This window comes from Sideroxyarcus emersonii (assembly GCF_021654335.1).
GTDB classification, from domain to species: domain Bacteria; phylum Pseudomonadota; class Gammaproteobacteria; order Burkholderiales; family Gallionellaceae; genus Sideroxyarcus; species Sideroxyarcus emersonii.
On the sequence record NZ_AP023423.1, the window covers coordinates 358472 to 373280 of the forward strand.

General features: G+C 62.8%; 11 protein-coding genes and 1 tRNA gene. 9 read left to right on the forward strand and 3 right to left on the reverse strand.

The genetic code is table 11. The features are described from left to right. Positions 1 to 16 precede the first annotated feature (16 nt). Both hrpA and mqo read left to right on the forward strand, forming a co-directional pair. Complete coding sequence (gene hrpA / locus L6418_RS01695; RefSeq protein WP_237247753.1) at positions 17 to 3922, forward strand: ATP-dependent RNA helicase HrpA; 3906 nt, start codon at positions 17 to 19, stop codon at positions 3920 to 3922. 76 nt (positions 3923 to 3998) lie between these two features. Further along, complete coding sequence (gene mqo / locus L6418_RS01700) at positions 3999 to 5504, forward strand: malate dehydrogenase (quinone) (RefSeq protein WP_237247754.1); 1506 nt, start codon at positions 3999 to 4001, stop codon at positions 5502 to 5504. A gap of 18 nt (positions 5505 to 5522) precedes the next feature. On the opposite strand, the gene L6418_RS01705 is transcribed toward mqo, so the two are convergent. The 3 genes from L6418_RS01705 to L6418_RS01715 all read right to left on the reverse strand — a co-directional run bounded on the left by L6418_RS01705 (position 5523) and on the right by L6418_RS01715 (position 7896). Next, positions 5523 to 6764, reverse strand: coding sequence for a beta-ketoacyl synthase (locus L6418_RS01705; RefSeq protein WP_237247755.1), 1242 nt, complete (start codon positions 6762 to 6764; stop codon positions 5523 to 5525). 5 nt (positions 6765 to 6769) lie between these two features. Beyond that, complete coding sequence (locus L6418_RS01710) at positions 6770 to 7018, reverse strand: acyl carrier protein (RefSeq protein WP_237247756.1); 249 nt, start codon at positions 7016 to 7018, stop codon at positions 6770 to 6772. A gap of 62 nt (positions 7019 to 7080) precedes the next feature. After that, positions 7081 to 7896: a carboxylesterase gene (locus L6418_RS01715; RefSeq protein ID WP_237247757.1), complete on the reverse strand. Its 816-nt coding sequence runs from the start codon at positions 7894 to 7896 to the stop codon at positions 7081 to 7083. Between the two features lie 231 nt (positions 7897 to 8127). Here L6418_RS01715 and L6418_RS01720 point away from each other — a divergent pair, with 231 nt between their 5' ends. The 7 genes from L6418_RS01720 to L6418_RS01750 all read left to right on the forward strand — a co-directional run bounded on the left by L6418_RS01720 (position 8128) and on the right by L6418_RS01750 (position 14523). Next, positions 8128 to 10398, forward strand: a complete 2271-nt coding sequence (locus L6418_RS01720; RefSeq protein ID WP_237247758.1) for an NADP-dependent malic enzyme — start codon at positions 8128 to 8130, stop codon at positions 10396 to 10398. Positions 10399 to 10407: 9 nt separating this feature from the next. After that, positions 10408 to 10647, forward strand: a complete 240-nt coding sequence (locus L6418_RS01725) for a hypothetical protein (protein ID WP_237247759.1) — start codon at positions 10408 to 10410, stop codon at positions 10645 to 10647. 15 nt (positions 10648 to 10662) lie between these two features. Next, positions 10663 to 11838 carry a patatin-like phospholipase family protein gene (locus L6418_RS01730; protein WP_237247760.1) on the forward strand — a complete coding sequence of 392 codons (1176 nt, stop codon included), beginning with the start codon at positions 10663 to 10665 and terminating at the stop codon, positions 11836 to 11838. After that, positions 11835 to 12827 carry a biotin--[acetyl-CoA-carboxylase] ligase gene (locus L6418_RS01735; RefSeq protein WP_237247761.1) on the forward strand — a complete coding sequence of 331 codons (993 nt, stop codon included), beginning with the start codon at positions 11835 to 11837 and terminating at the stop codon, positions 12825 to 12827. Before L6418_RS01730 ends, L6418_RS01735 begins: the two co-directional genes overlap by 4 nt. Continuing rightward, entirely contained in the window at positions 12828 to 13550 is a 723-nt protein-coding gene (locus L6418_RS01740) for a type III pantothenate kinase (RefSeq protein WP_237247762.1), read from the forward strand. Further along, on the forward strand, positions 13547 to 14365 hold the full coding sequence (locus L6418_RS01745; protein ID WP_237247763.1) for an SPOR domain-containing protein: 819 nt from the start codon (positions 13547 to 13549) through the stop codon (positions 14363 to 14365). Before L6418_RS01740 ends, L6418_RS01745 begins: the two co-directional genes overlap by 4 nt. An 81-nt stretch (positions 14366 to 14446) precedes the next feature. After that, positions 14447 to 14523: transfer RNA gene (locus L6418_RS01750), tRNA-Met, on the forward strand. Positions 14524 to 14809 lie beyond the last annotated feature (286 nt).

Sequence of the window (14809 nt, forward strand, 5' to 3'; positions counted from 1 at the left end):
GTAAAATCGCATCGTCATGAATGCAGCCCTGTCCCCCCTCGCCCAACGCCGTCTGGCGCGTATCCAGCAACTCTCCGCCATCGAATACCCCGCCGACCTGCCCGTGGTGGCGCGGCGCGAGGAGTTGGCGCAGGCCATCGAAAAACACCAGGTGGTCATCGTTTGCGGCGAGACCGGCTCGGGCAAGACCACGCAGCTTCCCAAGATATGTTTGAGCCTGGGGCGCGGTGTGCTCGGCGTTATCGGCCACACCCAGCCGCGCCGCGTGGCGGCACGCTCGGTCGGCGCGCGCATCGCGCATGAACTGAAGTCCGAGCTCGGCGGTCTGGTCGGTTACAAGGTGCGCTTCAACGACAAGGTGTCGCCCGACACCTGCATCAAGCTGATGACCGACGGCATCCTGCTGGCCGAGATCCACCACGACCCGAATCTCCGTCAATACGACACCATCATCATCGACGAGGCGCACGAGCGCTCGCTGAACATCGATTTCCTGCTCGGTTACCTGCGCCAATTGCTGCCGCGCCGCCCCGATCTCAAGCTCATCATCACCTCGGCCACGCTGGATGCGGAGCGCTTTTCCAAGCACTTCGGCAATGCGCCGGTGCTGCAGGTCTCCGGCCGCACCTATCCGGTCGAAGTGCGCTACCGTCCGCCGCAGCAGAACGAGGAGGGCGACACCCAGGATGTACCGCAGGCAGTGTGTAGTGCGCTGGACGAACTGAGCATCGGCGGCCTCAAGGGCGACGTGCTGGTGTTCCTGCCCGGCGAGCGGGAGATCCGCGACACTGCCGAGGCACTGCGCAAGCACCAGCACAAGGGCATCGAGATCCTGCCGCTGTTCTCGCGCCTGTCCATCGCCGAGCAGGATCGCGTGTTCAAGCTCGCCTCCGGCATGCGCCGTGTGGTGCTGGCGACCAACGTGGCGGAGACTTCGCTTACCGTGCCCAATATCGGTTACGTGATCGACAGCGGCCTGGCGCGCATCAACCGCTACAGCGTGCGGCAGAAGGTGGAGCAGCTGCGCATCGAGAACATCTCGCGCGCCGCCGCCAACCAGCGCGCCGGCCGTTGCGGCCGCGTGATGAGCGGCATCTGCATCCGCCTGTACGACGAGGCGGATTTCCTGCAGCGCCCAGAATTCACCGACGCCGAGATTTTTCGCGTGTCGCTGGCCACGGTCATTCTGCGCATGAGTGCGCTGGGCCTGGGCGAGGTGGAGGCGTTCCCGTTCATCGAACCGCCGGGTTCGCGCGCGATCGCCGATGGCTACCAGTTGCTGCAGGAACTCAATGCCATCGACGACAAGCGCACGCTTACGCCGCTCGGCCATGAACTGGCCAAGCTGCCGCTCGATCCCAAGGTGGCGAGGCTGTTGCTGGCGGGACGGCAATTTCACTGCCTCAACGAGATCCTCATCATCGCCAGCGCGCTGGCGTTGCAGGATCCGCGCGACCGCCCAGCCGAACGGCGCGAGGCGGCGGACGCGGCGCACCAGCGCTTCAACGACGAGCGCTCCGATTTCCTTGCCTATCTCAAACTGTGGGCCTGGTTCCAGGAAGCGATCAAGCACAAGAAGAGCAACAAGCTGTGGGCGAACGAGTGCCGCGAGAAATTCCTGTCGCCGCTGCGCCTGCGCGAGTGGCACGAGCTGCACCAGCAATTGCATGCGCAGGTGTCGGAGATGGGGATGTTCGAACCGAACAGCCGAATCGACCGTCAATCCGGCGCAGACCGGAATCCAGCCGAAAAAAATATCCCGCGAAGCGGACAAAATCCAAGCGTTGCCCCACTGCGTGGGGATGTTGAAAATCATCTGGATTCCGGCCTGCGCCGGAATGACGGGAGTAGTTCACAGCCCGCCACCTACGAGCAGATCCACAAGGCGTTGCTGACCGGCCTGCTCGGCAACATCGGCTGCAAGGGGGTGGACAAGGAGCCGTATTACCTCGGCCCGCGCGAGATCAAGTTCTTCATTGCATCGAATTCGGTGTTGGCGAAGAAGGGCACGAAATGGGTAGTGGCGGCCGAGATCGTGGAGACGACCAAGCTGTTCGCGCGTTGCGTCGCGCGCATCGAGCCGGAGTGGCTGGAAGAGGTCGGCGCCCATTTGATCAAGCGCAGCTATTTCGAGCCGCACTGGGAGAAGAAGGCGGCGCAAGTGGCGGCGTGGGAGCGCAGCACCCTGTACGGGTTGCTGATCAACCCGAAGAAGCGCGTGCACTACGGACCAATGAACCCGGAGGAGTCGCGCGAGGTGTTCATCCGCGAGGCGCTGGTGAACGGCGAGTTCAACACGCAGGCACCGTTCTTCGCCTATAACCAGAAGCTGATCGCCGACATCGAGGCGCTGGAACACAAGGCGCGCCGCCCCGATGTGCTGGTGGACGACGAACTGATCTTTGCGTTCTACGATGCGCGCATCCCGGCCGGCATCCATAACGGCGCGGCATTCGAGCATTGGCGCAAGGAGGTCGAGCGCGAGCAGCCGAAACTGCTGTACCTGAAAAAAGACGACCTGATGCGGCACGAGGCGGCCGGCATCACCACCGAGCAGTTCCCGCCGCAGATGCTGATGAATAACGTGAGCTATGCCTTGGCCTACAACTTCGCGCCGGGCAAGAACGACGACGGCGTCACGCTGACCGTGCCGCAGGCGTTGCTGAACCAGGTGTCGGCGGCGCGTTGCGAATGGCTGGTGCCGGGCATCCTGGCGGAGAAGGTCGCGCAACTGGTGAAGTCGCTGCCGCAGAAACTGCGCCGCCATTGCGTGCCGGTGCCGGAATTTGCGGCGGCGTTCTGCGCCGGAGTGAAAGTTTCCGATACGCCGCTGTTGCAGGCATTGGCGCGTTACATCCGCGAGCAGAAGCAGGTCGACGTGCCGCTGGATGCGTTCCGGCTGGAACAGCTGCCGCCACACCTGCTGATGAACTTCCGTGTGGTAGACGAGCACGGGCGCCAGCTCGGCATGTCGCGCAATTTTGCGCAATTGCGCGGCGAGTGGTCGCCGAAGCAGGCCGTGGCTGCGCCAGTGCAGACTGCCCGGAATGCTGCGCCACAACAGAAGAGCAGCGGCGAACGCTATACCGAATGGCGCTTCGGCGACTTCAAGCCGACGCGCGAGGAGAGCCGGGCCGGACAGACCGTTACCGTGTTCAACGCGCTGGTGGACGAGGGCGACGCGGTAACGCTGCAGAGTTTTGATACGCGCGATGAAGCGCAAGCTGCACAACGCCTGGGCTTGCGCCGCCTGTTCATGCTGGCGCTGAAAGAACAGGTGAAATACCTGGAGAAGAACCTGCCCAGCCTGCAGGCGATGGCGATGCAGTTCCTGCCGTTCGGCTCGCAGCAGGACCTGCAGCGGCAGATCCTGGCGGTGACCTTCGATCGCTGCTGCCTGAACGATCCCTGGCCGGAAAGCGAGAAGGAATTCGCCTCACGCAGCAAGGAGGCCAAGGCGCGCCTGAACCTGGTGGCGCAGGAGATCGCACGGTTGGTCGGCGCGGTGCTGGCGGAATACCACACGCTGCAAAAGGCGCTGCCCGGATTCAAGGCGCATGGGCAGGTGCAACAGGACATCCGCAGCCAGTGCGAATGGCTGCTGGGCAAGGAATGGATAGCCCGCACGCCATACGAGCGCATGCAGCACATGCCGCGTTACCTGAAGGCGATCAACGTGCGGCTGGAGAAGCTGCGCACCAACCCGGCACGCGATGCGCAGAACATGGCGCAGATGAATCCCCTGTTGCAGCAGTGGCAGCGCCGGCTGTCGTCGCAGCATGGCGAAGCCGATGCGCGGCTGGAGGATTTCGGCTGGATGCTGCAGGAACTGCGCGTGTCGCTGTTCGCGCAGGAGCTGAAAACGCCGGTGATCGTGTCGGTGAAACGGCTGGAGAAGATGCTGGCCGGGTTAAGCGGGTAGAATTTGCAGCATGGATGTGCTTCCTTCCCGCGCCGGGGAGGGAACACGCGGGATGAGACTAGGCCAGGGATAGAAGATGTCAGCCAAGAAAGTAGATGTGTTGTTGGTCGGGGCGGGCGTAATGAGCGCGACGCTGGGGACGTTGCTGTCGCAGTTGGACCCGTCGCTGAAGATCGTGATGGTCGAGCGGCTGAGCAAGGTGGCGCATGAGAGCACGCATAGCCTGAACAATGCGGGCACCGGGCATGGCGGGTATTGCGAACTGAATTACACGCCGCAGATGGCCGATGGCAGCATCCGCATCGACCGCGCGCTGGAGATCAATGCCGCATTCGAGGTTTCGCTGCAATTCTGGTCGTACCTGGTCGAGCAGGCGGTGTTGCCGGCGCCGGAGAAATTCATCAACCCGATCTGCCACCAGAGCTTCGTCTGGGGCGAGGAGGATGTGGCGTTCCTGCGCAAGCGCTATGCGGCATTGCACAAGCACCACCTGTTCGAGGAGATGGAATACAGCGAAGATCATGCGGTGCTGCGCAAGTGGATGCCGCTGGTGATGCAGCATCGCGATGCCGGACAGGTCGTCGCGGCGACGCGGGTCCGGCACGGCACGGATGTGGATTTCGGCATGTTGACGCGCGGCCTGGTGAAATCGCTGAACCGGCATGCCGCCTTCGACCTGAAGCTGAGCCATACCATCGTCAGCCTGAAGCAGCACGAAAACGGGCGCTGGCATGTGCGGGTGAAGGACAATCACAGCAAAGAGACCCGGACCATCGATGCCGGGTTCGTCTTTCTCGGTGCCGGCGGCGGCGCGCTGCCGCTGCTGCAGAAATCCGGGGTGCCGGAGGCGCGCGGCTACGGCGGGTTCCCGGTCAGCGGGCAATGGCTGATCTGCAAGAATCCGGACGTGGTGAAACGCCACAGCAGCAAGGTATATGGCAAAGCGGCCGTGGGTGCGCCGCCGATGTCGGTGCCGCATCTGGATGCGCGCATCATCGACGGCGAGCCGGCGCTGCTGTTCGGGCCGTTCGCCAGCATCACCACCAAATTCCTCAAGGAGGGATCGGCGCTCGACCTGTTCACTTCGCTCAAGCCGGGCAACCTGAAGCCGATGCTGTCGGTCGCGCGCGACAATTTCGACCTTACCCGCTACCTCGTCACCGAGGCGTTCCGTTCGCACAAGGAGCGCGTGGGGATATTGCGCGGCTTTTATGTGGATGCGAAAGAGGAAGACTGGGAGCTGGCTTCGGCCGGCCAGCGTGTGCAGATCATCAAGGGCTGCGACCAGAAAGGCGGCAGGCTGGAATTCGGCACCGAGATCGTGACGGCCGGGGATGGTACGCTGGCAGCGCTGCTGGGCGCATCGCCGGGCGCTTCCACCTCGGTCCAGGCGATGATCGAAGTGATCGAACGCTGTTTCAAGCCGCGCATGAAGGAGGCCGAATGGAAGCACAGGCTGAAGGAGATGGTTCCTTCCTATGGCGAGTCGCTGGATGAGAACGTGGCCCTGCTGCACGAGGTGCGCAAGAGGACGCTGGCTACGTTGCGGCTGGATGGCGGCAACAGCAGGCGCGAGACTTAGCGGGCCGGTAAATGCCCGCTAACCATTGTAGCGCCTGGCGATCAGCACGGCATTGCTGCCGCCGAAGGCGAACGAGTTGGACATCACGGCGTCCAGCCTGACGTTGCTGCGACCTTGGTTGGGTACGTAGTCCAGGTCGCATTCCGGATCGGGTTCGTGCAGGTTGATGGTGGGCGGGATGGCCTGGTTGTGCAGCGCCAGCACGGCGGCCATGAATTCCACCGCGCCGGTGGCGCCCATCAGATGGCCGTGCATGGATTTGGTCGAGCTGACCGGCACCTTGGCCGCATGCGTGCCGAACACCTGCTTGATGGCCCTGGTCTCCTCGATGTCGCCGGCCTGCGTGGCGGTACCGTGGGCGTTGATGTAGTGGATGTCCTGCGGCTGCAGCTGCGCTTCACGCAGGGCGTTGAGGATGGTGCGCGACTGTCCGGCGGCATCGGGCTTGGTGATGTGGCTGGCATCGGACGAGCAATCGTAACCGACCAGTTCCGCATAGATCCTCGCGCCGCGTTTCACCGCGCGCTCCGCATCTTCCAGCACCAGTACGGCGGCGCCTTCGCCGAGCACCAGTCCGCTGCGGTGCTTCGAGAACGGTTTGCAGGAGGCGCCCGCGTCGTCCGGGTCTTCCTGCGCGAGGGTGCGCAATGCCTCCCATGCTTTCATTGCGCCCAGCGTGAGCATCGCTTCCGAACCGCCGGCCAGCATCGCATCGGCATAGCCGTGTTTGATCTGGCGATAGGCCTCGCCCACGGCGATGGCCGAGGAAGAGCAGGCGGTGGCATAAGTCATGTTCGCACCCTGCAGGCGATATTTGATGGAAAGGTGCGAAGCTGCGGCATTGTTCATGCTGAGCAGTACGCTGAGCGGTTTGACGCGCGGGGGATTGCCCAGCAGTGTTTCCACATAGCCGTCTTCCAGCGTGCCGGCGCCGCCCAGGCAGGAGCCCATGCAGACCCCGGTACGCGGGTATTCGGCTTCGGTGAGCTGGAGTTGCGCATCCTGCACGGCCTGTTCGGCGGCGACCAGCGCGAACTGGCTGAAACGCTCGATGCCGCTGAGCTGCATCTTGCTGAAGTGGGCGGCGGGGTCGAAGCCCTCGACCGGTGCGCCGATGCGGATGGAGAGCTGCTCGATGAAATCCGTCTGCAGGCGCTTGATGCCGGAACGTCCGGCCATCAGGTTGCCGAAGAATTCGGCGGGATTTTTGCCGACTGGCGAGATGACGCCCAATCCGGTGATGACGACACGCCTGGCCATGGAGGTTACTGCTCTTTGCCCTTCTGCTCGGCGACGATCTTGTCCACCAGGTTGACCACATCCTGCAGCGTCTTGAGTTCGACGCGCTCCTCCGGCATGGTGATCTTCAGTTCGTCTTCGAGGTTGAAGGTGAATTCGATCACCGACAGCGAGTCCAGGCCCAGGCTTTCCAGGGTGGCATCGGGCTTGAGATCTTCCAGCTTGAGGTCGAATTGCTTGACCATCATGTTTTGTATGGTTTGCAGAGAACTCATGGTTGCTTGCTTCCTGTTGAAATTATGGCGGATTATAGCAGATACGAATTCTTCACAGAATCTTAACCTGGCGCGCGCAGGGAGCGTGCATGGTCGAAGAAACGGATGGTGTCGGCGGCGACCTGGTCGCGGTCGTTGTCCACGGTGATCATGTGGTAACTGTTGTGCAGCATCACGCTTTCCACCGTTCTGGAGCCGATGTGCCGGGCGATGTAGCGTGCGCTGCGCGGGGAGGCGACCTCGTCCTCCACGGCATGGATGACGATGGCGGGGGCGGTGATGCGCGACATCGTCTTCTTGACCACGGCGATCATGCGCTCGGCTTCCTGGATGGCGGGCAGGTTCAGCCGGCTGGCGCCGACCATGGAGGCATCCTTGTGGGCCATTTCGCGTGCGACCCAGCGGCGCAATTGCTCGTTCTTGAGGCCGAAGGGCTCGCGTTCCTTATAGGTGTACCAGTAGCGGATCGGCCAGATGTAGCCGAGATAGCGGAAAGGCCGGTACCAGGGCATGGCCCAGCCGTCATACCACAGCGTGGTGGACAGCAGCGTCAATGCAGTGACTTCATCTCCCAATTCGGCCGCGATGCTGAGCGACAGGGTACCGCCGATGCACAGGCCGCCGACGGAGACGGTCTTGTATTGTTGCTGCAGTGCGCGGAACTCTTGCAGGGCCTTGGCGTGCCAGTCCTGCCAGTGCGTGACCGAACGCGGCGTATCGCCGTGTTCGAATCCGTAGCCGGGGATGTGCGGCAGATGCACGGTATAGCCGGCTTGCTGCAAGCGTTTGGCCAGCGGCAGCAATTCGGCCGGACTGCTCTGCAGTCCGTGGATCAGCAGCACGGCGTTTTCACCTCCGGCGAGCGTGACTGGGCGCATGATTATCGATGGTCTGTAACGACAAGGGGCGGCATTCTAGCAAAATCGGTCTTCACGAACTTCAGATTAGATTCCCAATGCGGCGAATGTACAACAGTGCGCGAATCAATGAGGGTTTCCCCTAGGGGTCGACGGATGTGCCGTAGCGATGGCGGCGGGCAGGTCCGGCGCGGACGGGATGCACGCTGAGCTATAATCGGCGCGAGATTCATACCGGATGTCGCGATCACCATGGATAAACAGTTGCGCGAAGCTGCGCTGCAGTATCACCGCCAGGCTCCGGCAGGCAAGGTCTCGGTCCATCCCACCAAGCCGATGATCACGCAGCGCGATCTGGCGCTGGCGTATTCGCCGGGCGTGGCGGCCGCCTGCGAACTCATCGTGGCCGACCCTGCCGAAGTCCGCAACATGACCGCGCGCGGCAACCTGGTGGCCGTCATCAGCAACGGCACGGCGGTGCTGGGCCTGGGGGCGATCGGCCCGCTGGCGGCCAAGCCCGTGATGGAAGGCAAGGGCGTGCTGTTCAAGAAGTTCGCCGGCATCGACGTGTTCGATCTGGAGATCGACGAGCGCGATCCGGACAAGCTGGTGGACATCATCGCCGCGCTGGAGCCGACCTTCGGCGGCATCAATCTGGAAGACATCAAGGCGCCGGAGTGTTTCTACATCGAGCGCAAGCTGCGCGAACGCATGCGCATCCCGGTGTTCCACGACGACCAGCACGGCACGTCCATCATCGTCGGCGCCGCGCTGCTGAACGGCCTCAAGGTGGTGGGCAAGAAGATCGGGGAGATCAGGCTGGTGGTGAGCGGTGCGGGTGCCGCGGCCCTGGCCTGCCTGGACATGCTGGTGAGCCTGGGGGTGAGGATGGAGAACATCGTCGTCACCGATATCAAGGGGGTGGTGTACCAGGGCCGCACCGAAGAGATGGACGACAACAAGGCGCGCTACGCGGTACAGACTTCCGCGCGCACGCTGGGCGAGGTCATCGCCGGGGCGGATGTGTTCCTCGGGTTGTCGGCGGGCGGCGTACTGAAGCCGGAGATGGTGGAGCAGATGGCGGCCAGGCCGCTGATCTTCGCGCTGGCCAACCCGACGCCGGAGATACTGCCGGAGCTGGCAAAGGCGGCTCGCCCCGACGCGATCATCGCGACCGGCCGTTCGGACTATCCCAATCAGGTGAACAACGCGCTGTGCTTTCCCTACATCTTCCGCGGCGCGCTGGATGTCGGCGCCTCCACCATCAATGAGGCGATGAAGCGCGCGGCGGTGCATGCCATTGCGGAACTGGCCCAGGCAGAGCAATCCGATGCGGTGGCGGAAGTCTACGGCGAGGAGAGCCTCTCCTTCGGCACCGAATACCTGATTCCCAAACCCTTCGATCCGCGCCTGATCACGCGCATCGCGCCCGCCGTCGCCCAGGCGGCGATGGATAGCGGGGTGGCGCAGCGCCCCATCGCCGATATGGCGGTCTACCGCGAGCAGCTGTCGCAATTCCTCTACCACTCGAACATGCTGATGAAACCGGTGTTCGAGTTCGCGAAAAAGAACCCGAAGCGCCTGGTATATGCGGAGGGCGAGGACGAAAGAGTGCTGCATGCGGTGCAGACCGTGGTGGACGAGGGCATTGCCAGCCCCATTCTGGTCGGCCGGCCGACGGTGATCGAGCAGCGCATCGCCAGGCTGGGGCTGCGTATCCGCGCAGGCGAGCACTTCGAACTGGTGAATCCGGAAAGCGACAGCCGTTATCGCGAGTATTGCAACGAATACCATCGCCTGATGCAGCGCCGGGGCGTGACGCCGGATGCGGCCAAGCGCGCCATGCGCAGCCACAACACGCTGATCGCGGCGATGTTGGTGCGCATGGACGCCGCCGATGCGATGCTGTGCGGCACGGTGTCGCAACCGCTGAACCATCTGCGCTATATCGACGAGGTCATCGGCAAGCATCCGGGTGCCAATGTGTATGCGGCGATGAACATCCTGATGCTGCCCGGCCATACCCTGTTCATCTGCGATACGCATGTGAACCTGGATCCGACCGCGGAGCAGATCGCCGCCATGACCCTGCTGGCGGCGGCCGAAGTGCGACGCTTCGGCCTGACGCCCAAGGCTGCGCTGCTGTCGCATTCCAATTTCGGCAGCCACAAGGACGACTCGGCGCACAAGATGGGCCGCGCGCGCGAACTGCTGGAGCAGCTTGCCCCCGAACTTGAGGTGGAAGGCGAGATGCACGGCGACGCGGCGCTGTCGGAGAACCTGCGCCTGCAGACTTTCCCGGCCTCGCGCCTGAAGGGCGAGGCGAACCTGCTGATCATGCCGAATCTGGATGCGGCGAACATCGCCTACAATCTGCTCAAGATCACGGCCGGCGAGGGCATCACCATCGGTTCCATCCTGCTGGGGGCGAACCGGTCGGTGCATATACTGACCTCGACCGCCACCGTGCGCCGCATCGTCAACATGAGTGCGCTGGCTGTCGCCGGCGTCAAGAAATACTAGGAGGATGTAATGAACAAGCATGAAGTCGAGTTGTTGAGCCAGGAGATCGAAATGTTGATGGGCGAGCGTGCACGCCTGCTCAAGGTGGTGGGCGCGGCGGCCGTGCTGGTGGCCAACGCGGACGCTGCATTGCTGCAACCCAATGCGGTAGAGGCGGCAGAGATGCTGTCCGAGACCCTGAATGCGCTGCCCGAAGAGACCCTGAAGGATGCGCTGGATGCGGTCCAAGCGGAGCCGGATGAGGCCTGATCGCGAAGGGCGAGCATGGTCCAGACCCCGCAAAAGATCGCACTCATCCTCACCGGCGGTGGTGCCCGCGCGGCCTACCAGGTCGGTGTGCTCAAGGCCATCGCCGACCTGACGCCGCGGCGTTCGCCGTCCCCGTTCCAGATCATCTGCGGAACCTCGGCCGGTGCGCTGAATGCGGTGACGCTGGCGGTGAATGCGCGGCAATTCCGCAAGGGCGTGAAATACCTGCTCGGCATCTGGAGGCATGCGCAGGTGAGCGACATCTACCGTGCCGACGTGCTGGGTGTGCTGACCAACAGCGGACGCTGGCTGGCCGGGCTGTTCCTGAGCGTGCTGGGGATCAATCGCATGAACCGTATCTCGCTGCTGGACAACGCGCCGCTGGCGGCATTCCTAGAGCGGACGCTGCCGTGCGACAAGATCCAGGAAAGCATCGACGCGGGTGCCCTGCATGCCCTGAGTGTCACCGCATCGGGTTACGGATCGGGACATTCGGTCACGTTCTACCAGGGAGTGCCGGGGCTGCAGCCATGGAAACGGACGCGCCGCCTCGGGGTGGAAACGAAGATCGGCATCGAGCACCTGCTGGCGTCCGCGTCCATCCCTTTCATCTTCCCGGCAGTGCACATCCACCGCGAATATTTCGGCGACGGTTCCGTGCGCCAGATCGCGCCGATCGGTTCCGCGCTGCACCTGGGAGCGGACAAGGTGATGCTGATCGGCGCCTGGCATGCCGACGACGAGGAGGGGCGGCGCAACCGCATGGATACCTATCCCTCGCTGGCGCAGATCGCCGGCCATGCGCTGGACAGCATCTTCATGGATGGGCTGGAGCTCGATCTGGAACGTTTGCAGCGCATGAACACCATCGTCAGCCTGATCCCCGAGTCGTTGCGTTCGGCCACCGCCGTGCGGCATATCGATGTGTTCGTCATCACCCCCAGCCAGCCTCTGGAAAGGATCGCCGAGCGGCATATCGCGCGCCTGCCCTGGCCCATCCGCCTGCTGTTGCGCTCGGCGGGCGTGATGCGCCGCAGCGGGGCCAACCTGGTGAGTTATCTGCTGTTCGACAAGGACTATTGCCAGGCGTTGATCGAGCTGGGTTACCAGGATGCCATGAAGCGCCGCGACGAGATCATCGGTTTTCTCGGCTACGACAGGGCGGCCACGGGTAGCGACATGCCGCAATGAACGCAGCCGAATCGCCCAAACCCCTGACGTTCGCGTTGCTGCGCCTGCTGGCCGATGGCGAATTCCATTCCGGCGAAGTGTTGGCGCGGCAATGCGGCGTCACGCGGGCCACGGTGTCCAATGCCTTGCAGGATGCCGGGAAATTCGGCCTGACCTTGTATAGTGTGCGCGGCCGCGGTTACCGTCTGGCGCGCCAGCTGCAATGGCTGGATGCCGGGCTGATCCGCGCAGCGCTCGGGGAGAGGCAGGACGAACTGCATATCGAGATCCTCGATCATGCCGCCTCCAGCAACGCGCTGTTGCTGCGGCGTGCCGCACAAGGCGAGCCAAGTGCCACGGTACTGGCGGTGGAATACCAGACTGCCGGGCGCGGCCGTCTCGGCAGGACATGGCATTCGGGCCTCGGTGATGCGCTCACTTTTTCCCTGCTGTGGCGTTTCGAGAGCGGGCTTGCCGCGTTATCGGGCCTGAGTCTGGCTGTCGGCGTTGCCATGCTGCGTGCTTTGACCGAGCTGGGTGTGCAGGAGGCCGGATTGAAATGGCCGAACGATGTGTTGCTGAACGAGGGCAAACTGGCGGGCATATTGATCGAGGCGCAAGGCGATATGCTTGGTCCCAGCGCGGTAGTGATCGGCATCGGTCTCAATCTTGTCGTGCCGGAGGCGTTGCGCGGTCGCATCGACCAGGCGGTGAGCGATCTGGCTGAACGGGACAAGGCACCGCCCGAGCGCAACCTTGTGCTTGCGGTATTATTGAAACATCTGCTGTCGGTATTGCGCGGGTTCGCCGAGAGCGGTTTTGCGCCGCTGCGGGCGGAATGGGAAAGCCGTCACGTGTTTCAACAACGCCCGGTGGTATTGTGGCTGCCAGACGGTTCGCAGGTGGCTGGCACAGTGCTGGGTGTCACGGATGGAGGGGCTTTGCGTCTGGAGACGGCGCAGGGGACGCAGACGTTCAATGCGGGCGAGGTCAGCCTGAGGAAGGCTTAAGTGCTATTGCTGGACGTGGGAAACAGCCGCTGCAAATGGGCACTGGTGCGGGATGGGAAGTGGCTGCATCAGGGCGTGGTGGGCAATACCGAATGGGTGGTCTTGCAGCATGCCTTTGCGGCATTGCCGACGCCGGCCCGTGTGCTGGCGTCCAATGTGGCAGGCGAGGCGATGGCGCAGTGCATTCGTACCGTCTGTAACCGGTGGACATGTCCGGTGGAATTCGTGACGGCCCGCGCCGGGCAATGCGGCGTGCGTAACGGTTATGAGCAGCCGGAGCGGCTGGGCAGCGACCGTTGGGCGGCGCTGATCGCTGCCAGGCACCACATGCAGGACGCCTGTCTGGTGGTGAACTGCGGGACAGCGACAACGATCGATGCGCTTTCCGCGCAGGGCGAGTTCCTCGGCGGATTGATCTTGCCCGGCGTCAGCCTGATGCAGCGCAGCCTGGCGACGAATACGGCCCAACTTGCAGCTGAACAGGGCATGCTGCAGGACTTTCCCCGTAATACGGCCGATGCCATCCATAGCGGCATGCTGCGCGCCACGCTCGGTGCCGTCCGGCATCAGTTCGGGCTGCTGCAGGCGCGCGGCGGTCCGGTGCGTTGCCTGCTCGGCGGCGGCGCGGCGGATGTTGTCCAGCCGCATCTGGGACTGCCTGCGGAGCGGATGGACAATCTGGTGCTACAAGGTTTGCAGATCATTGGAGAAACGGAAGCATGACGAAGTGGATCGTGGGATTGTTGTTGCTGGTCAACCTGGCATTGTTCGGCTGGATGCGCTGGGGCAATTTGCTGACCGAGGATGCCGACTCGGGAACCCTGCAGGCAGCATTGCATCCGGACAAGATCCGGTTGCTCGATGCGCTGCCCGCTTCTGCCGTAGCGGCGCAGAGCGAGACCCCCGGCCTAAGCCTGACCTTGTCGCCGGTCTCGGCACCCGCTAGCGTCCCCGCCCCGGCGGCCACGCACCCGGCCACCCACTCTTCTCCTGGGGTGGCGTCTTCGCCTGTTGCGGTATCCGCTCCGCTACGCCCGCCGGTTGCCGTAGCGGCGAGTGCACCGCTTAACCTCGCCAAATGTGCGGAGTGGGGCGAATTTTCCGGCGACGATCTGTCGCGTGCACAACAGGCGCTGGCTGTGCTCAAGCTGGGCGACAATCTGACCCGGCGCGCAGTGGAACGCAATCACGGATACTGGGTATACATCCCGCCGTTGAAGAAGCGGGCCAGCGTGGAAAAGAAGATCGCGCAACTGAAAGAGCGCGGGGTGAAGGATTACTTCGTGGTGCAGGAAAAGGGGAAATGGCAGAACGCAATCTCGCTGGGGGTGTTCAAGACCAGGGATGCGGCGGAAAAATATATCGCCATGTTGCATACCAAGGATGTGCGCACTGCCAAAGTGGGCGAGCGTACCAGCAAACTCAAGTACACCGTATTCCTCATCCGGGATCTCGATTCGGGGACGACGGACAAGCTCAATGCCTTGCAGCAGGAATTCCCCGAGAGCGAGCTCAAGGTGGAGGCATGCAATAATTGACAGGCGGGGGTGAAATCAGCAAAATGCCGCCCTTCGTCAAGGCGCCCAAGCGGGAATAACCCGTCAACAGCGCCCGGATACGGTGATATAGCTCAGTTGGTTAGAGCACAGCACTCATAATGCTGGGGTCGGTGGTTCAAGTCCACCTATCACCACCAAGATGCAAATGACAAAAGCCCGCCAAAGCGGGCTTTTGTCATTCCAGAATTCAGTATTTGCAAGGTTTTTAGCCATTTTGCGCGTCTCGCGCTGTCTCGTTTTGTCGCAGGTTGACTCACCCTGTCTAGGCAATTTGTGAGTATCGCTGTGAGTATCACTAAATGGGCAAGTTAAATGATAAGACGGTTCAGTCTGCACAGATCATCTAGAGCATTGCCTGGTCGCATTTCACATCACAAAATCGCACTAAACCTCACAGTTTCGTGAGTATTTGAGATAGTGTCA